The sequence below is a fragment of the Vreelandella andesensis genome (assembly GCF_003989795.1).
GTDB classification, from domain to species: Bacteria; Pseudomonadota; Gammaproteobacteria; order Pseudomonadales; family Halomonadaceae; genus Vreelandella; species Vreelandella andesensis.
The window spans coordinates 181,335-198,117 of sequence record NZ_RZHG01000007.1; the positions used below are offsets into that span (position 1 = coordinate 181,335).

The window sequence follows — 16,783 nt, forward strand, 5'->3', positions numbered from 1 at the left end:
TGAAAAAACATTGACTTTGCGACGTCCAAAGCAATAATTGCCCGCCCGTTTTCTGCCTGTCTGGTGAGATCGACGTACTTGAGATCGATTTACTTGAGATAGGTGAGCTAGCGGCCAACTGCTCTTATTATTCAGGCTACGTGAGGTATACATGTCGCGGCAACTGCTAGCCATGGCGCTAGCGCCCTTACTAGGGCTGTTTATTCTTGGGATTGGCAATGGTTTTCTCGCCACGCTGATTACCGTGCGTTTAGACGCTGCGGGCGAGTCGGCAACGGTGATTGGTATTGTCTCCTCGGCTTATTTTATTGGCTTGGCATTAGGTGCATTGGTCAATGACCGTTTATTGCTGCGAATAGGTCACATCCGTGCTTACGGTAGCTTTGCCTCGCTGGTCGCTGTCACCGTATTGCTGCAAGGGTTGTTTTTCGACCCTTGGGCTTGGTTTGTACTGCGCTTAATTGGCGGTTGGGCCACCGTGGGCGTTTACTTGGTAATTGAAAGTTGGTTGCTGACATCAGGCGATCAAAAAGTACGTGGCCGCTTGCTGGCGATGTACATGATCTCGCTGTATGCCTCGGGTGTGCTGGGGCAGCTGTTGTTAGGTGTCACCAATGCGATGGGAGTGACGGCTCCCTTTATGGTAATTGGCCTATTGGCGTCTCTGTCCGTTCTACCAATGGCAATGATTCCACGCGTATCGCCCATTATTGAGCACGCTGAGCCACTTCCGCCGCTCCGCTTAATCACCATGACGCCGACGGGGGTAATGGGGAGTTTAGGCTCTGGCATGGTGGTGGCGGCGGCTTACACCTTGCTGCCATTGTATTTGCAGCGCATTGGTATGAGCGTCAATCAAGTAGGGCAAATGATGGCCGTCGTGATTCTTGGCGCCATGTTGCTCCAATACCCTATTGGCCGCTGGTCTGACCGTCATGACCGCCAAATTGTCTTGATCGGAATCAGCGCTTTTTGTGTGGTGATTTCTGTGGCCATGATATGGCTACCGCTGTCGACTCCTTTGTTGGCCGCGCTGCTATTTTTACTGGGTGGCGGTGTCTTTGCGCTTTACCCAGTGGCGGTTAGCCATGCCGCCGACCGTGCCCCGGCAGGCGCGTTGGTTCGCATGAGCCAGGGCTTGCTGTTGATCAACTCGATTGGGGCTACCATCAGCCCGCTAATGATTTCCCCGGTAATGACCGCCATGGGCGATGCGGGGCTGTTCTGGGCGTTTGGCTCGCTGAGTCTGTTCTTTGTTTTGTTTTTCAGCTGGCGGCGCAGCGTGCGGCCTGCACCTGTACCTGTGGCTCCCTTTACTCCGACAACGCCAATGACGGCGGCAGGTGCCGAATTAGTGGTTACCGAGGAACTGATGCAAGGCGCGCTTGAGCACGAGCACCTGGAAGACCTTTCGGACGTCGTACCTGACGTGGATGCTGTTGAACCCATCGTTGGCCCGCCCTCAGAAGATCAAACCCATATTGCTTATTACGATGATGTGGAAACTGACGTTCGTTGATAAGCGGTTCGATGATGACCAGCTTAGTTGAATAGGGCCGCCTTGAATCAAAAAATGCAGCAAGCAGAACGGGTGTTAATTCATCAGGTGAGACCTTGGGCTAATGGTGTGATGAAAGTAGTGAAACTACTATTCATAATAGTGTTTTTACTAATTGCTATTTATCACCGATTTTCGCTGAGGTTTTGCCATGAATTATTATGCCGCGCCGGTTCGCGATCTGCGCTTTGTGCTCGAAGAGTTACTTGCGCATCGCTCGCTTGCACTGCCAGGCTTCGAAGAAGCCACGCCCGACTTAGTCGAGGCGGTGCTGGAAGAAGCAGCAAAACTCGCAGGCGATGTGTGGGGACCACTAAACAGCGTTGGTGATTGGCAAGGCGCTAAACGCCACACGGATGGCAGTGTCACCACCCCAGAGGGTTTCGCAGCGGCTTATCAGGCGTATGTTGAAGGTGGCTGGAACGGTATTGGTGTTTCTGAAGCGCTAGGTGGTCAGAACCTACCCGAAGTGGTCGCCAGCGCCGTTCAAGAAATGCTTCACGGTGCCAATATGGCCCTGGGGCTTTGCCCGATGTTGACGGCAGGTGCGATCGAAGCGCTGGCGCATCATGGCAGTGAAACCCTAAAAACGACGTATCTCCCCAAGCTGGTTGAAGGTACCTGGACAGGTACCATGAACCTGACTGAGTCCCAGGCAGGCTCTGATCTCTCTAAAGTGCGTACTAAAGCTGTTCCCGAAGGTGATCATTACCGCATTAGCGGCCAAAAAATCTATATTACCTGGGGTGAGCACGACGCCGCCGACAATATCATTCACCTTGTGCTGGCGCGTAAACCCGATGCGCCCGAAGGCAACAAGGGAATTTCGCTTTTTCTAGTGCCCAAGTTCTTGGTTAACGCGGATGGCTCGCTGGGCGAGCGTAACGACGTGATCTGTGCCTCTATCGAACACAAGCTGGGCATTCATGGCTCGCCTACTTGTACCTTAAGCTTTGGCGAGAATGACGGCGCTATTGGCTATTTAGTAGGGGAAGAAGGGCGTGGCTTGAACCATATGTTCACCATGATGAATGAGGCACGCCATAAGGTCGGTATTCAAGGTATCGGTGTGGCAGAGCGTGCTTGCCAGCATGCGTTTGCTTATGCCTTGGATCGCATTCAAGGGCGTTCTCCCAAATCTCGTGGCGGCAGCGAATGTACGATCAGCGACCACTTAGATGTACGCCGTATGCTGCTCTCGATGCGCGCCCGTACCGATGCCCTTCGTGCCCTGGCGCTTTACTGCGCTAGTCAGCTCGACCTTGCCCGGCACAGTAAAAGCGACACTGATCGCCAAACTGCCCAGGCGTGCGCCGATGTGCTGATTCCTATCGTCAAAAGCTTTTCGACCGACCAGGCGGTGGATATTGCCTCAATGGGTATTCAGGTGCATGGCGGTATGGGCTATGTGGAAGAAACGGGTGCCGCCCAGCTACTTCGAGATGCACGAATCGCGCCTATTTATGAAGGCACGAATGGCATTCAGGCTCTCGATTTAGCAGGGCGTAAGCTACAGCGTGACGGTGGTGCCGCGTTATCTGCGTTAATTGATGAGGTGCAAAAAACCGCTGAAGCCATGCGTTCAGAGCCTAGCCTGGCAGCAATGGGCAGCGCACTAGCGGTGGGAGCTGACGACCTGCGTGCCGCCATGAAGCTTGTACTTGAGCAAGGTAGTGACCCGGAAACTGGCCCGGATGCGGTGCAGGCCTATGCAACGCCGTTGCTCAACCTAGCCGGCCATGTGCTGTGCGCCTGGCAAATGGGCAATGCCGCACTTCACGCGACCAGCGCGCTACAAAAGGGCAGCGATGAGCCGTTTTATCGCGCCAAGTTGTGCAGCGCCAATTTTGTTATCACCCAGTGGCTGCCTGCTGGCCGTGCGCAACGCGCGGTTATCGAAGCGGGTATGCAATGCCTGAATGATTTCGAATTAACGCCATAAACGATGATAGGAAGCAGGATGGCTTCATTCGTTAATTTCCGCCGGCCCTCTGGGTCGGCGGCTTACGTTTAGCTGTCTTTAAACGATCGTTTTAATGTGCTTATTGACCAATAATATACAGGTGATTTATGAACGCTTCTATTTTTGAGCAAGGCATGCCGCCCGCGATGGCTAACCACGTACCGCTATCTCCGCTGACGTTTATAGAGCGTTCGGCGTCGGTGTACCCCGATTATCCAGCGGTGGTGCATGGCGCGACACGACGCACCTGGGCAGACACCTGGGCTCGCTGTCGCCAGTTAGCGTCAGCGCTTGAAAAACGCGGCCTCAAACCCGGTCAAACGGTGGCGGCGATGTTACCGAATATTCCAGCCATGTTTGAAGCCCATTTTGGGGTGCCCCTGGCAGGCTGTGTGCTCAACACCTTAAACATTCGTCTGGATGCCGAGGCGATCAGCTATATGCTGGCCCACGGTGAAGCAAAAGCCATTCTTGTTGACCCGGAATTTGCTGAAGTCGTTAAAGAAGCGGTTGCCTTATTAGATGATAAGCCGCTGATGATTGACGTGTTCGATGTGGAGTTTTTAGGCGAAACCCAAGGCGTTGGTGAGATTGAGTACGAAGCACTGCTCGCAGAAGGTGATGCTGATTATGCCTACAAGCTACCCGAGGACGAGTGGCAAGCCATTTCGCTGAACTATACCTCTGGTACCACGGGCAAGCCAAAGGGGGTGGTTTATCATCACCGTGGCGCCTACTTAAACGCGGTCAGTAATATCCTAGAGTGGGCCATGCCGCATCACCCGATCTACCTTTGGACCCTGCCGATGTTCCACTGCAACGGCTGGTGTTTCCCCTGGACAATTGCCGCTAATGCCGGCGTTAGCGTGTGTTTACGCAAAGTGGATCCAAAACGAATTAACGACTTGATTGTGGATGAAAAAGTCACGCACTTTAGCGGTGCGCCGATTGTGCTGAACGGCCTTGTGAATTTAGCGGCTGATCAGAAACGCGAATTTGATCATCCCGTTAAAGTAACTACTGCAGGTGCTGCGCCGCCTGCATCAGTGATTGCTGGCGTTGAGAAGCTTGGCATTGAAGTTACCCATGTGTACGGGTTGACGGAAGTGTATGGCCCAGTGACCGTTTGCGCTTGGCGTGAGGCGTGGAATGAGCTGCCGCTTGAATCCCGCGCCAAGATCAAGGCTCGCCAAGGGGTGCGCTATCACATGCTTGAAGCGCTTTGTGTCGCCGACCCGTTGACCCTTGAACCCGTCGCGAAGGATGGCCAGACCATTGGTGAAATTTTGATGCGCGGCAACAACGTGATGAAAGGCTATCTGAAGAATGCCGAAGCCACTGAGAAAGCCCTGGAGGGGGGCTGGTATCACACAGGTGACCTGGCCGTTTGGCACGCCGATGGCTACATCGAGATTAAAGACCGCTCGAAAGACATCATTATTTCCGGCGGTGAAAATATTTCTACCATTGAAGTGGAAGATGCCATTTATAGTCATCCCGCAGTAGAAGAAGCTGCCGTTGTGGCTAAGCCCGATGAAAAGTGGGGCGAGACACCCTGCGCGTTTGTTAAATTAAAAATCGGTTATGGTGAGGTTAGCGAAGCTGACATTATTGCTCACTGTCGCGAGCATTTAGCGAGTTTCAAAGTACCTAAGACGATCATTTTTAGTGAGCTGCCTAAAACATCAACAGGCAAAATTCAAAAATTTGTGCTGCGTGAAGAAGCAAAACAGCACTGATTCAGGGGAAAACAACGATGAGTGAACAACCAATAGGGGTAGTGGGAGCAGGCACCATGGGGCAGGGGATTGCCCAGGTAGTCGCTGCCAGTGGTTTTACGGTTCGTCTTTACGACGTCGCCGATGAACAGCTTACCCGTGCCCTGGCCAACATCGAGAAAGGCCTTGGCAAGCTGGTCGCGAAAGAAAAAATGAGCGAGTCAGCTAAGCAGGAAGCACTGGCACGGCTTTCTACTACTACCGATCTCGAAGCGTTGAGTGACTGCGGCATTATTATTGAAGCCGCCCCAGAGCAGCCCGCGCTGAAAGAAAAGCTGTTTCGTGACCTTAGCCATTTAAGTAGCGACGCGATTCTTGCGTCTAACACCTCGTCACTTTCGCTAACGCGATTAGCCGCTGTTTGCGAACGACCCGAGCGGGTAGTGGGTATGCACTTTTTCAACCCAGTGCCGGTACTTAAATTAGTGGAGGTGATTCGTGCCGAACAAACCTCTGATACCACCGTTGAGCGCATAGAAGCGTTAGCAAAAGCGCTGGGTAAAACAGCCGTGCCGGTTGGCGATTCTCCGGGCTTTGCGGTTAATCGTTTGTTGGTGCCGATGATTAACGAAGCCGCCTTTATCGTTCAAGAAGGAACCGCAACGCCGAAGGCCATCGATGAAGCGATGAAGCTGGGCGCAGCCCACCCAATGGGGCCGCTGGCGCTTGCGGATTTGATTGGTCTCGACGTTTGTCTGGCGATCATGAACGTATTGCAGGATGGGTTTGGCGATCCTAAATATCGTCCTTGCCCATTGCTAAAGCGCATGGTGGATGCGGGGTATCTGGGGCGAAAAAGCGGCCGCGGTTTCCATATATACGAGTAAACAGCGGGAAGTGCATTAGGTCAGTCAAGCGCGACAAAAGAAGTGATTGCCTACCAATCAAGCGTTCGCTAGGGTTGGTAGGTATTCATAGTTAATGCGCAATAACAATTAAGGAGCCTGTATGAGCGATGCAGTGATTGAAAAAGTTGATAACGATGGCGTTGTACGCCTAACAATTAATCGCCCTAAGGCATTGAATGCACTTAATAGTGAAGTGCTAAGCGCCTTAGAAGCTCATCTTATGGAGCTTGAAGCTCATCCCCATTTACGCGCCGTCATCATTACCGGTGCCGGTGAAAAATCGTTTGTTGCCGGCGCCGATATCGCTGAAATGCGCGATAAAACTCCAGAAGAAGCACGTGCTTTCGCCAGTCAAGCACTGCGGACGATCAAACGCTTAGAAACATTGCCCGTGCCGGTGGTCGCGCTAGTGAACGGGTTTTGCCTTGGTGGCGGCTGCGAATTGGCATTGGCCTGCGACTGGGCGGTAGCTAGCGACAACGCTGTCTTCGGTCAGCCTGAAGTATTGCTGGGCGTGATTCCTGGCTTTGGCGGCACCCAACGTTTACCGCGTCGTGTTGGCCCCGCCATGGCGCTGGATCTGGTCACCACCGGCCGTAAGATCGACGCCAACGAAGCCTTGCGTATTGGCCTGGTCAACCGCGTTATGCCGCAGGCGGAGTTGGAAGACTACGTGGCAGAGTTGACCAAGCAACTGATGGGCAACGGCCCGCAGTCAGTGCGCGGTGCCAAGCAAGCCGTTCACGATGGCATGGATCAGGATCTTGATAGCGCGCTGGCGCTGGAAACCAGCCTGTTTGCGTTCTGTTTCGCAGGAGAAGAGCAGACAGAAGGCATGAGTGCTTTTGTCGAAAAGCGTAAGCCTAATTTCTGATGGTAGTCTGTTAGGTAGTTGGACTCAGGGGTGGCGGTAACGTCACCCCCATTTTATGCTCAGGCTTACCGTTTCTGATTTCTTTCGAGCTGCCACGATGCAAAGGGCCGCGTTTATCTGCGCCTCGAACTGCCCCGTGTTTGGATAAATCCGCTACACTGGCGCAAATTTTTGATGGATATCTCCAATGGCGTTGAGTGCTACCCCTTATAAAGTTGATGTCAACTTGACGGACCTTGATCGCAATGTCTTTGAGACGCTGCGTTTTACGGTGGCTCGCCACCCTTCAGAAACTGAAGATCGGATGTGCGCACGCCTAATCGCTTACTTACTGTGGTACAGCGAAGCGCTCGCTTTTGGTCGCGGCCTTTCTGATGTGGACGAGCCTGCTTTGTGGGAAAAAAGCTTGGATGGCCGCGTGCTGCATTGGATAGAAGTCGGTTTGCCAGATGCCGAGCGCCTTACTTGGTGTTCACGTCGTGCAGAACGGGTGTCACTGTTGGCTTATGGACGAATCGATGTGTGGGAAAATAAAGTGCTACCGGCGGTGGCAGCGCTTAAGAATGTTCATGTGGCGGGACTACCCCAAGAGGCACTTGTAACCATTGCAGCGGGTTTGCCGCGGTCCATTAATTGGGCCGTAATGATCAGCGACGGCTCGCTATTTATTACCGATGAAAACGGCCAGCATGAAGTAACGCCTCAGTGGCTACTGAGGGACCGCTAGCGGGTTTAGTACTAGGTGTTGGCCACGTTACGCAGAGTGGTAGGCATCGCACTCCTAGAGGATGGTTGCTATTCTGAATGCAGGGAGGCACAAGGTGTACCTCCATCAATAACTCTTTGGGAGTTGATTCATATGGATATGGCCTTTTATAGCGGCTGGGAAAGTTTGCTGCGCACGTTGATTGTCGGGGTGCTTGCCTATGGCGTGCTGGTCACTTTTTTGCGTATTTCGGGAAATCGCACGCTGTCTAAAATGAATGCTTTTGACTTGATTGTGACCGTTGCGTTGGGGTCTACGTTGGCTACCGTGTTGCTTTCAAAAGATGTTGCCTTAGCGGAAGGGGCCTTAGCGCTGGGCTTGCTGATTTCACTACAGTTTGTAATCACGTGGCTCAGTGCGCGTGTTAGTTGGGTAAAACGATTGGTGACTGGTGAACCATTGATGCTGTTGTATCGGGGCAAATTTTTAACGGCCTCGCTACGCCGAGCGCGGGTTACCAAGGACGAAGTGCGCTCTGCTGTCCGCAGCAGCGGTCTCGCTAGCTTAGAAGCAGCGCAAGCCGTGGTGCTTGAAACGGATGGATCGCTAAGCGTCGTTAAGCAGGAAGAAGGCGGTACGGGTTCAAGCTTGAACGGTGTTCGCGGCCCTCACTAAACTATTAAAAACCATCAATTTATGGCTATTGCGGTGTTTTATTATTCACGCTTACATACGTGAGTGGTAATCTGCGCCACTTCGTTTTTTAACGTTAAGGACGCACCGTGAACATCAAAGCAAATCTCTCTATTTTAGACATTATTGGTCATCTACTAATTTGGGTAGTGCTAAGCATCATTACCTTTGGAATTGCCCTGTTTTTCTTTCCCTATTCGTTTTCACGCTTTGTGATTAATCGTACCTCAGTGGTGGATCTTGTAACCGGTGCTGAGCGTAAAATGGTCTGTGATATCAATATTTTTAGCAATATTGGCCATATCATTTTATGGATGATTATCTCGATTTTAACGGTTGGGCTTGGTTATATTTTTTACTTCTATCGCGTATGGAATTACGCGCTGAATAACTCTCGCATCCAGTAAGCAACCGCTGTCTTCAGGCGCCTTCGTTTTTAGCGATGGCGACCATCGTCGTATCATGGGTAATGTTCGATACTCGTTCTAATCCAAACACCGATAAGGCGTGGTTAATAACCTCTAGGCAAACCAAAACGGCCCATCCGGGCCGTTTGGTAGTTTATTATTTAACTAGGCTTTGTCCTGGGTTTGAAGCGTAAAGTCGCTGGCGTCGTGGCGTTCATGTAGCTGTTCGCTCGATTCACCCCAGGTGCGATTCACCATGCGTCCACGTTGAACGGCCGGGCGCGCGTCAATATCTTCGGTCCAGCGCAAAACGTTTTTATAGGTATGGGCTTCTAAAAACTCCGCCGCTTCATAAACGCGGTTTTTTACCAATGCGCCGTACCACGGATGAATCGCCATATCTGCAATGGTGTACTCATCACCCGCCATAAAGCGGTTATGTGCTAAGTGGCGGTCGAGTACATCAAGCTGGCGTTTTACTTCCATGGTGTAGCGATCAATTGGGTACTGGTATTTTTCTGGTGCGTAAGCATAAAAGTGACCAAAGCCCCCGCCAAGCATGGGCGCGCTGCCCATTTGCCAGAATAACCAGGATAAGCACTCAGTGCGTTTTGCTGGGTCACTGGGTAAAAAGGCGTCAAACTTTTCTGCTAGGTAAAGCAGAATCGCACCTGATTCAAATACCCGTTGGGGCGGGGTAGTGGTGTGATCCATTAGCGCAGGAATCTTAGAGTTTGGGTTTATCTCAACAAAGCCACTGCCAAACTGGTTACCTTCGCCTATGCGTATCAGGTGAGCATCATATTCAGCTTGTTTAATTCCCTGTTCCAGCAGCTCTTCAAGCATTACCGTGACTTTTACGCCGTTGGGTGTTGCCAGCGAGTAGAGCTGCAGCGGATGCTTACCCACGGGTAATGCTTTCTCGTGGGTAGCACCCGCCACGGGACGGTTGATATTAGCGAACTCACCACCGTTACCTGGTTCCCATTTCCAAACCTTCGGTGGCGTATAGGTCGTGTTGTCGCTCATGATTTCTACTCTCTTAATCAAGTGAAAAAGGGTGGTGCAGCGACTCACCCGGTGTTGTTAGGCTGCCCACGATTGTATGGGACCGTAAAACGCTGGTACAAGGATAGTGGGTTGTTAGCCTGATAATAAATAGTTATTAACCATGGAGCGTTGTTATGCGGACTATTGGCGTGTTAGGTGGCATGAGCTGGGAGTCAACACAAAGCTATTATCAGGCACTTAACCAAGGGGTTAATCAGGCGCTCGGCGGTTTCCATTCGGCGAAAATTGTGATGGTTAGTGTCGATTTCGCTGAGATAGAAGCACTGCAAAAACAGGGCGATTGGCAGACTGCAGGCGAGCTACTCGCAAACGCTTCTACCAGTATTGAAAAGGCGGGGGCAGAATGTTTGCTGTTGGCTACTAATACCATGCACAACGTCGCGCCTGCGATAGAAGCTGCACTTCGAATCCCGTTTTTGCATATTGCCGATGCGACCGGGGAGCAATGCCAGAAAGATGGCGTGACGCGGGTTGGGTTATTAGGCACCCGTTTCACCATGGAGCAAGATTTTTACAAGGCGCGCTTACAAGAGCGCTTTGGAATTGACGTCGTTATTCCCAATGAAGAAGAACGCATCGTGGTGCATCAGGTCATTTTTGACGAACTGTGCCACGGCCGTATCCACAACGCATCTCGTCAGCGCTATCTGGAAATTATCGAATCGCTACATCAGCAGGGCGCTCAGGCCGTGATTCTTGGCTGTACCGAAATAGCGTTGTTGGTCGAGCAGCAACATACCAAGGTACCGCTTTACGACACCACCGCCCTGCACGCGAGCAAGGCGGTGAACTGGGCGCTGAGTAATTAAACCAGCGTCAGCGTGACATCAATATTGCCGCGGGTCGCGTTAGAGTAGGGGCAGACGATATGGGCTTTGTCGACCAGCGTTTGGGCAACGTCTTTTTCCAAGCCAGGCAAGCTGATCTTCAGCTCAACTTCAATGCCGAAGCCGGTGGGAATAGCGCCAATACCTACGCTGCCATCGATCTGAGTATCGTCGGGCAAAGTGACTTTTTCTTGGCTCGCTACGTGTTTAAGGGCACCTAAAAAGCAAGCGGAGTAGCCCGCAGCAAACAGCTGTTCAGGGTTAGTGCCTTCACCACCTGCGCCACCTAGCTCTTTAGGTGTGCTGAGCTGAACATCCAGTGCGCCGTCAGAGGACTTCGCATGGCCCTCGCGGCCACCGGTGGCGTGTGCGTGTGCGCGGTAAGCAACAGTTTCAATAGACATAGATCAATTCCTCTACATGGTTGTTAAAGCATGGTTGTTATGGAATGGCTGTTATGGGTCACAACTCGTGCTTGGGCTTTTAATTTAGTGCAGCTTTATTTTGTGCGCAAGTAAATGGGCTAAGAAAGTGACCTTCTGACCTCAGCGATTAACGGATTATTTTACTTTTTGTAAGCTTTCGCGCAGCCGGACTAAATCCTCCTTCAACTGGTTGAGTGTTTCCACCGACGTTTCGCTGGCATTGACGACACAGCTAGGAATATGGCGGGCCTGCTCACGAAGCGAACGGCCTTTTTCTGTCAGTAATAACTCAACGACACGTTCATCTTGAAGACTACGCTGCCGAATAAGTAGCTGGTCACCTTCAAGCCGCTTTAGTAATGGCGTTAACGAGCCAGGGTCTGTTAGTAAGCGTTTACTTAAGGCACCTACCGTCAGGCCATCTTCTTGCCACAGTACCAGCATGGCAAGGTATTGCGGGTAAGTGAGTCCTAGCTCTTTAAGCAGAGGTTTATACACTTTGGTCATCATCAGCGATGTTGAATAAAGCGCAAAGCAAAGCTGGTGATCTAGCTCTAGTTCGCTACAAGGGTCTAGCGCAGGCATGTCGACTCCGAGACAGGATGCATAACGCGTAATGTAGCGCGGGGGGCAGTGAGTAGCCATCCCTAGACGTTAGTCGTAAGTTGGACGTTTTGTTTTGACACCACGTGCTGGGGTAGCTAGCCTTCTTCTATCGGATGTTACCGGTAACAATTTAGTGAAATATAAGTCGCAAATCTGCTGGCCGATACGATTCGATAGACTTTTGGTAAATAGCCCACCAACAACAACGACTATTTTGGAGATAACGTCATGACAACGATTTGGCGCAGCACGCTTACCCTAGTGGGTGCGACCACCCTGACTTTTGGCATGGCACATGCTCAAAGCCCTGAGCTTTCTGATCCGCCCGCCATTGAAGGCGAGGTCGTGGCCGACCATGGCAGCCACACCTTACGTATGGGAATTGGCCTGTCGGAAACGTCACCTCAGTTTCTTTCTAGCCAGTACTTCGGCGAAATTCTTGAACAGCGCACTGACGGTCGTATCACGGTCAATGTTTTCCCCAATAGCCAGTTGGGCGATGACGTCCAAATGATGGAAATGCTGCAAACTGGCACGCTGGATATGACTTATCCTTCAAGCTCGGCTACCACTGGTTATGTGGAAGCGCTTTCTGCGTTTGACCTTCCTTTCCTGCTGCCGAGTCGCGAAGCCGCGGTTGCTGTCATGCAAAGTGATGTGGCCCAGGGGATGCTGGATGCGTTTGAGGGCACTGGCATGAAGGCGCTGGCGTTCTCTGAGAACGGCTACCGCCAGCTGTCTAATAGTGCGCGTCCTGTTGAATCGCCTGACGATGTGGCTGGTCTGGATGTTCGCGGCTTAAGCGTTCGTACCATGCAAAATCCGGTTCACTTGGCAATTTGGGAAGCGCTGGGTGCCAATCCAACGCCAATGGCTTTCGGTGAGCTATTTTCAGCGCTTGAGCAGGGTGTTGTGGATGGTCAGGAAAATCCATGGAGCACTATCCTGACTTCAAACTTCAATGAAGTGCAGGACTACGGCACCGAAACACGCCATGTGTATACGCCATTTATCATGATGCTCTCTGAGCGCACCTGGGACCGCATGGCGCCTGAGTATCAAGCGCTGGTTCAGGAAGCCGCTCGTCAATCAGCTGAGTACGAAATCCAGCTCTCTGCCGAGTATGACGACTGGTCGCGTGAACAGCTAGAGGCACGTGGTATGAAAATCACCCGTTTAGATGATGAGCAGTTAGCCGCTTTCCAAGACGCAGTTCAACCTGTTTATGAAGAGTGGGCACCGCGTATCGGTGAAGATCTGATCGCTGAAATTCAGCAAATTGCGGAAGAAAGCAGCAAATAATCTGGTTCGTATAACGCGCCAGCGGGCAGGCCCATGTGCCTGCCCGTCTTGTCAGTGCCCCTCGGAGTTCTTATGACTACCTCTCCTACACCCCCAAACGCGGTGATCTCAGAAGCACCAACCTTGGAAGATCCGTCGGTTTATTTGAACGACCCTAATCGCAAGCTGCTTGAGCTTGATACAGAGACACGCCAGGGCCCCTTGCTATTTCGTTGGTTAACACTCGCTATGGAGTATTTGATTGGCGCTATTTTGGTGGCGTTGATTGTGGCGGTTTCCAGTAATGTCGTTGGCCGCGCTGTGTTCAATCATTCACTGCCTTGGGTTGATGAGCTGGCGCGCATGCTGTTTATTTGGCTGGTCTTTATTGGCGCAGCGGCGGCGTTTGCCCGTTATGAGCATATTGCGGTTGATGCGCTGGTAAGGCGTTTGCCGTTGCGTGTCGCGCACATGCTGTATTTCTTGCAACACCTGATTATTGCCGGGCTGATGCTGGTGATGATTTGGGGTGGTTATCAAGTACTCACACGCTCAAGCGGACGCTCTGCCATCATGGGAGTGCCGTTAAGCTTGGTCAGCCTTTCGTTGGTGATATGCGTCATTTTTATCGCGGCGGTTTCGCTCTGGCGTATGTGGGTTAGCGTGGGTGTTATTCGTCAACCGCATCGCCAATCGACTGACTTACCAGGGGAGCATTAATCATGCTGTGGATTTTTCTCGCCATATTATTGGCGTCTATTGTGATTGGTTTGCCGATTGCCTTTGGCCTAGGGGTAGCTGCCCTGGTAATGGCGGTGCTCTCTGATATCCCGCTATCGATTATGATTGAGCAGTCGATCCGTGGCGTAAATAGCTTCCCGTTGCTGGCGATACCGTTCTTTATTCTCGTCGGCGAAGTGATGAGTAATGGTGGTATTGCACGGCGCTTAATGGAGCTTGCGGGAGCGTTGGTTGGCTTTATGCGTGGCGGGCTTGGCCAGGTGGCAATTACCGGTTCGATGTTTTTTGGCGGGATCAGCGGGTCGGCGGTAGCGGATACTGCAGCCACCGGTGCCATGATGATTCCCTCGATGAAGCAGCAGGGTTACACCGCTGCCAACGCCACGGCGATTAACACCGTATCATCGGTAATTGGCATTATTATTCCACCGTCTATACCGCTTATTTTATATGGCATCGTTACCGAAACATCGATCAGTCGTCTGTTTATTGCAGGAATTATTCCGGGCCTGTTAATAGGTGCCGCATTAATGGTGACCACCTTTATTCTGGCGAGTAAGCAGGGTGGCGGCGTCCGTCAATTCCGTTGGGACCGGTTGTGGCAAGCCTTTAAAGATGCCTGGCTAGCATTGGTACTGCCCGTGATTGTTATTGGCGGCATTATTGGCGGCGTGTTTACCGCCACCGAAGCAGCCGTTGCGGCATTGCTTTATTCGCTGGCCATTTCTCTACTGGTATATCGTGAATTTAAGCTAACGGCGTTAGTCGGTATGCTGATTCGCACGGCAAGGCTTACCGGCATGGTGATGATGCTGCTAGCATTTGCCACCGTGATTGCTTGGTTTTTAACCATTAATATGGTGCCACAAACCTTAGTGCGCCAAGTGCAGGCGATTACCCAAGAGCCGTTTTTGCTGCTGCTGATTGTGGCGGGACTGCTGCTGTTGGTGGGCTTCGTGATGGACCTAACGCCAGCCATGGTGATAATGGCACCAATGCTCGCACCAATCGTGACATCAGTGGGTGTTGATGCTGCTTACTTTGGCGTTCTAATGGCTTTTATTTTAGGCATTGGGCTGTTGACCCCACCGGTGGGTACCTGCCTGTATGTAGGGTGTGGCGTCGGCAAGGTCTCAATGGAATCCCTGGTAAAAGCCATGCTGCCTTACTACGCCGCCTTGATCGTTGTTCTGGTGGTGCTGATTGCGTTCCCAGGCATCGTTACCTGGCTGCCTGACCTCACCGCCGTGCGCGGTAATTGATAGGAGCATCGAGTGAATAAACTATCACATCGTATTCTTGTCATGGGCGTTTCTGGGTCGGGAAAATCCCATATTGGGCAGCAGTTGGCGGCAGAGCTGGGGGCCACGTTTATTGACGGTGATGACCATCATTCATCGGCTAATGTGGCGAAAATGGCTAGCGGTACGCCGCTCAATGATGATGATCGTCGTGACTGGCTGGCAACGCTTGCCGATTTATTTGCGGCGTATAAAGCGCGGGATACAACGGTGGTCATTGCGTGTTCCGGCCTTAAAAAACGCTACCGTGAACGGCTACGTGAAGGTGATCCTGGGCTACGTGTTTTATATCTACAGGGAAGCCAAATGTTATTGCGTGAACGTTTAGAAACCAGGGCAGGTCACTTTTTTAAAGGTGATAGCATGCTGGCAAGTCAGCTTGCTGATTTAGAGCCGCCAAGCAGTGAAGAAGCGGTGACCGTATCGATTGCGCTATCGCCTAGCGAGATTATCGAGCGCTTTACGGCAGCGCTAGCACCCAAAACGCACGTTCATTAGGCTAAAGAATGGGATAGGCGAGGGGCCTTACTATTCGCTATGGTATGGCCCCTGCGTATTTAACAGACCTGTGTATTTAACAGACATGTATATCCAACAGCCTTACGTGCTTAACAGAATAATCAGTGACGCCATTGAAGAAAAAACGCCCGACATTACAAGATATTGCTGACCGCGTTGACGCGACAAAAATGACCGTCAGCCGCTGTTTGCGGGACCCTGATACGGTATCTGAAGGGCTTCGCGAACGTATTTTTAGCGTTGCTGAACAGCTTGGCTATATTCCCAATCGGGCGCCAGATTTGCTTTCTCGTGCTACCAGCCATTCTATCGGCGTGTTGGTGCCATCGTTAACCAACCAAGTATTTGCGGATGTGATTGTCGGTATCGAAGCGTATACCGAACCAGCAGGCTATCACTTGATGCTATCTCACTATGGTTACAGCCCAGAGCTTGAAGAACGTAGCCTAGCTTCGCTGCTCTCCTATAACGTGGACGGCGTCATCTTGTCAGACCGCGACCACACGCCGCGAAGCCTGCGAATGTTGGAGACAGCGGGTATTCCTATTGTCGAAATTATGGACACTCGACGCCCGCCACTGCAGCAGGCGGTGGGCTACGATAACGTTCAAGCGGCGTACGATATGGTGAGTGAGATGATCCGTCGTGGCAGGCGTCAGGTGATTTATCTTGCGGTGCGCCTGGATGAGCGGACACGCCAGCGCGAGCAAGGCTATCGCCAAGCCATGGAAGAGCAGGGCTTAATGCCGATAACGCTGCAGAGCAGCCAGCGCTCTTCCTATAGCGTCGGGGCGGCGCTGATGCAGGACATTCAGCGTGATTATCCGCAGGCCGATGGTATTTTCTGTACCAATGACGATGTGGCGGTGGGGGCTTACTTCGAATGTTTACGCCATGATGTCAACGTACCTGAACAAATGGCGATTGCCGGGTTCCATGGGCACGATGTCGGCCAGGCGATGACGCCGCGACTTGCCAGCGTTATTACGCCTAGGCAAGCCATTGGTGAAGCCGCCGCAAAAGCGCTGTTGTCGCGCATTCGTGGCGAATTACTTGAGCACCAAGTGATGGATTTAGGATATCGGATAGAGGCAGGTAACACGCTTTAGTTTTTGGTTAGCTAGCGGCGAGTCGACAAACTCGATAGGCTACTAATTAAAGATTGGCCATTAAAAAGCCATAAAA

17 protein-coding genes are annotated in these 16,783 nt (G+C 51.9%); 14 read left to right on the top strand and 3 right to left on the bottom strand.

All coding sequences use genetic code 11. The features are described from left to right. Positions 1–151: 151 nt before the first annotated feature. The 8 genes from ELY33_RS03360 to ELY33_RS03395 all read left to right on the top strand — a co-directional run bounded on the left by ELY33_RS03360 (position 152) and on the right by ELY33_RS03395 (position 8,827). Positions 152–1,519 carry an MFS transporter gene (locus ELY33_RS03360; protein WP_126943933.1) on the top strand — a complete coding sequence of 456 codons (1,368 nt, stop codon included), beginning with the start codon at positions 152–154 and terminating at the stop codon, positions 1,517–1,519. A 190-nt stretch (positions 1,520–1,709) separates the two neighbouring features. Beyond that, positions 1,710–3,500: an acyl-CoA dehydrogenase gene (locus ELY33_RS03365; protein ID WP_126943936.1), complete on the top strand. Its 1,791-nt coding sequence runs from the start codon at positions 1,710–1,712 to the stop codon at positions 3,498–3,500. Positions 3,501–3,628: 128 nt separating this feature from the next. Then, entirely contained in the window at positions 3,629–5,260 is a 1,632-nt protein-coding gene (locus ELY33_RS03370) for an acyl-CoA synthetase (protein WP_126943939.1), read from the top strand. A 17-nt stretch (positions 5,261–5,277) separates the two neighbouring features. Further along, on the top strand, positions 5,278–6,126 hold the full coding sequence (locus tag ELY33_RS03375; protein WP_126943942.1) for a 3-hydroxybutyryl-CoA dehydrogenase: 849 nt from the start codon (positions 5,278–5,280) through the stop codon (positions 6,124–6,126). A 121-nt stretch (positions 6,127–6,247) separates the two neighbouring features. Next, a complete protein-coding gene (locus ELY33_RS03380; protein WP_126943945.1) occupies positions 6,248–7,021 on the top strand; it encodes an enoyl-CoA hydratase-related protein in 774 nt (257 codons plus the stop codon). Between the two features lie 187 nt (positions 7,022–7,208). Further along, complete coding sequence (locus ELY33_RS03385) at positions 7,209–7,748, top strand: YaeQ family protein (RefSeq protein WP_126943948.1); 540 nt, start codon at positions 7,209–7,211, stop codon at positions 7,746–7,748. Positions 7,749–7,880: 132 nt separating this feature from the next. Then, positions 7,881–8,402 (top strand): DUF421 domain-containing protein, encoded by a 522-nt coding sequence (locus ELY33_RS03390; protein WP_126943951.1) that lies wholly within the window; start codon positions 7,881–7,883, stop codon positions 8,400–8,402. A gap of 107 nt (positions 8,403–8,509) precedes the next feature. Then, entirely contained in the window at positions 8,510–8,827 is a 318-nt protein-coding gene (locus tag ELY33_RS03395) for a DUF6693 family protein (protein ID WP_126943954.1), read from the top strand. Positions 8,828–8,992: 165 nt separating this feature from the next. Here the strand turns inward: ELY33_RS03395 and yghU are convergent, their stop codons facing one another. Then, positions 8,993–9,856, bottom strand: coding sequence for a glutathione-dependent disulfide-bond oxidoreductase (gene yghU / locus ELY33_RS03400; RefSeq protein WP_126943957.1), 864 nt, complete (start codon positions 9,854–9,856; stop codon positions 8,993–8,995). Positions 9,857–10,011: 155 nt separating this feature from the next. Between yghU and ELY33_RS03405 the strand changes: the two genes are divergently transcribed. Further along, positions 10,012–10,707, top strand: coding sequence for an aspartate/glutamate racemase family protein (locus tag ELY33_RS03405; protein ID WP_126943960.1), 696 nt, complete (start codon positions 10,012–10,014; stop codon positions 10,705–10,707). Here ELY33_RS03405 and ELY33_RS03410 read toward each other — a convergent pair. Together ELY33_RS03410 and ELY33_RS03415 are read right to left on the bottom strand one after the other, a co-directional pair. After that, positions 10,704–11,129 carry an organic hydroperoxide resistance protein gene (locus ELY33_RS03410; RefSeq protein ID WP_126943962.1) on the bottom strand — a complete coding sequence of 142 codons (426 nt, stop codon included), beginning with the start codon at positions 11,127–11,129 and terminating at the stop codon, positions 10,704–10,706. The genes ELY33_RS03405 and ELY33_RS03410 overlap by 4 nt on opposite strands. Positions 11,130–11,285: 156 nt before the next feature. After that, on the bottom strand, positions 11,286–11,735 hold the full coding sequence (locus tag ELY33_RS03415; protein WP_126943965.1) for a MarR family winged helix-turn-helix transcriptional regulator: 450 nt from the start codon (positions 11,733–11,735) through the stop codon (positions 11,286–11,288). A 249-nt stretch (positions 11,736–11,984) separates the two neighbouring features. Between ELY33_RS03415 and ELY33_RS03420 the strand changes: the two genes are divergently transcribed. The 5 genes from ELY33_RS03420 to gntR all read left to right on the top strand — a co-directional run bounded on the left by ELY33_RS03420 (position 11,985) and on the right by gntR (position 16,707). Then, positions 11,985–13,058, top strand: a complete 1,074-nt coding sequence (locus tag ELY33_RS03420; protein WP_126943968.1) for a TRAP transporter substrate-binding protein — start codon at positions 11,985–11,987, stop codon at positions 13,056–13,058. Positions 13,059–13,130: 72 nt separating this feature from the next. Next, a complete protein-coding gene (locus ELY33_RS03425; RefSeq protein WP_126943971.1) occupies positions 13,131–13,757 on the top strand; it encodes a TRAP transporter small permease in 627 nt (208 codons plus the stop codon). A gap of 2 nt (positions 13,758–13,759) precedes the next feature. Continuing rightward, on the top strand, positions 13,760–15,040 hold the full coding sequence (locus tag ELY33_RS03430; RefSeq protein ID WP_126943974.1) for a TRAP transporter large permease: 1,281 nt from the start codon (positions 13,760–13,762) through the stop codon (positions 15,038–15,040). A gap of 12 nt (positions 15,041–15,052) precedes the next feature. After that, complete coding sequence (locus tag ELY33_RS03435; protein WP_126943977.1) at positions 15,053–15,577, top strand: gluconokinase; 525 nt, start codon at positions 15,053–15,055, stop codon at positions 15,575–15,577. A gap of 134 nt (positions 15,578–15,711) precedes the next feature. Beyond that, complete coding sequence (gntR, locus tag ELY33_RS03440; RefSeq protein ID WP_126944274.1) at positions 15,712–16,707, top strand: gluconate operon transcriptional repressor GntR; 996 nt, start codon at positions 15,712–15,714, stop codon at positions 16,705–16,707. Positions 16,708–16,783: the final 76 nt, after the last annotated feature.

Excerpts from the sequence above, each read along its gene's own strand:
- ELY33_RS03360 (WP_126943933.1), top strand. The coding sequence starts at position 152 with ATGTCGCGGCAACTGCTAGCCATGGCGCTAGCGCCCTTACTAGGGCTG.
- ELY33_RS03365 (WP_126943936.1), top strand. The coding sequence starts at position 1,710 with ATGAATTATTATGCCGCGCCGGTTCGCGATCTGCGCTTTGTGCTCGAA.
- ELY33_RS03370 (WP_126943939.1), top strand. The coding sequence starts at position 3,629 with ATGAACGCTTCTATTTTTGAGCAAGGCATGCCGCCCGCGATGGCTAAC.
- ELY33_RS03375 (WP_126943942.1), top strand. The coding sequence starts at position 5,278 with ATGAGTGAACAACCAATAGGGGTAGTGGGAGCAGGCACCATGGGGCAG.
- ELY33_RS03380 (WP_126943945.1), top strand. The coding sequence starts at position 6,248 with ATGAGCGATGCAGTGATTGAAAAAGTTGATAACGATGGCGTTGTACGC.
- ELY33_RS03385 (WP_126943948.1), top strand. The coding sequence starts at position 7,209 with ATGGCGTTGAGTGCTACCCCTTATAAAGTTGATGTCAACTTGACGGAC.
- ELY33_RS03390 (WP_126943951.1), top strand. The coding sequence starts at position 7,881 with ATGGATATGGCCTTTTATAGCGGCTGGGAAAGTTTGCTGCGCACGTTG.
- yghU (WP_126943957.1), bottom strand. The coding sequence starts at position 9,856 with ATGAGCGACAACACGACCTATACGCCACCGAAGGTTTGGAAATGGGAA.
- ELY33_RS03405 (WP_126943960.1), top strand. The coding sequence starts at position 10,012 with ATGCGGACTATTGGCGTGTTAGGTGGCATGAGCTGGGAGTCAACACAA.
- ELY33_RS03410 (WP_126943962.1), bottom strand. The coding sequence starts at position 11,129 with ATGTCTATTGAAACTGTTGCTTACCGCGCACACGCACACGCCACCGGT.
- ELY33_RS03415 (WP_126943965.1), bottom strand. The coding sequence starts at position 11,735 with ATGCCTGCGCTAGACCCTTGTAGCGAACTAGAGCTAGATCACCAGCTT.
- ELY33_RS03420 (WP_126943968.1), top strand. The coding sequence starts at position 11,985 with ATGACAACGATTTGGCGCAGCACGCTTACCCTAGTGGGTGCGACCACC.
- ELY33_RS03425 (WP_126943971.1), top strand. The coding sequence starts at position 13,131 with ATGACTACCTCTCCTACACCCCCAAACGCGGTGATCTCAGAAGCACCA.
- ELY33_RS03430 (WP_126943974.1), top strand. The coding sequence starts at position 13,760 with ATGCTGTGGATTTTTCTCGCCATATTATTGGCGTCTATTGTGATTGGT.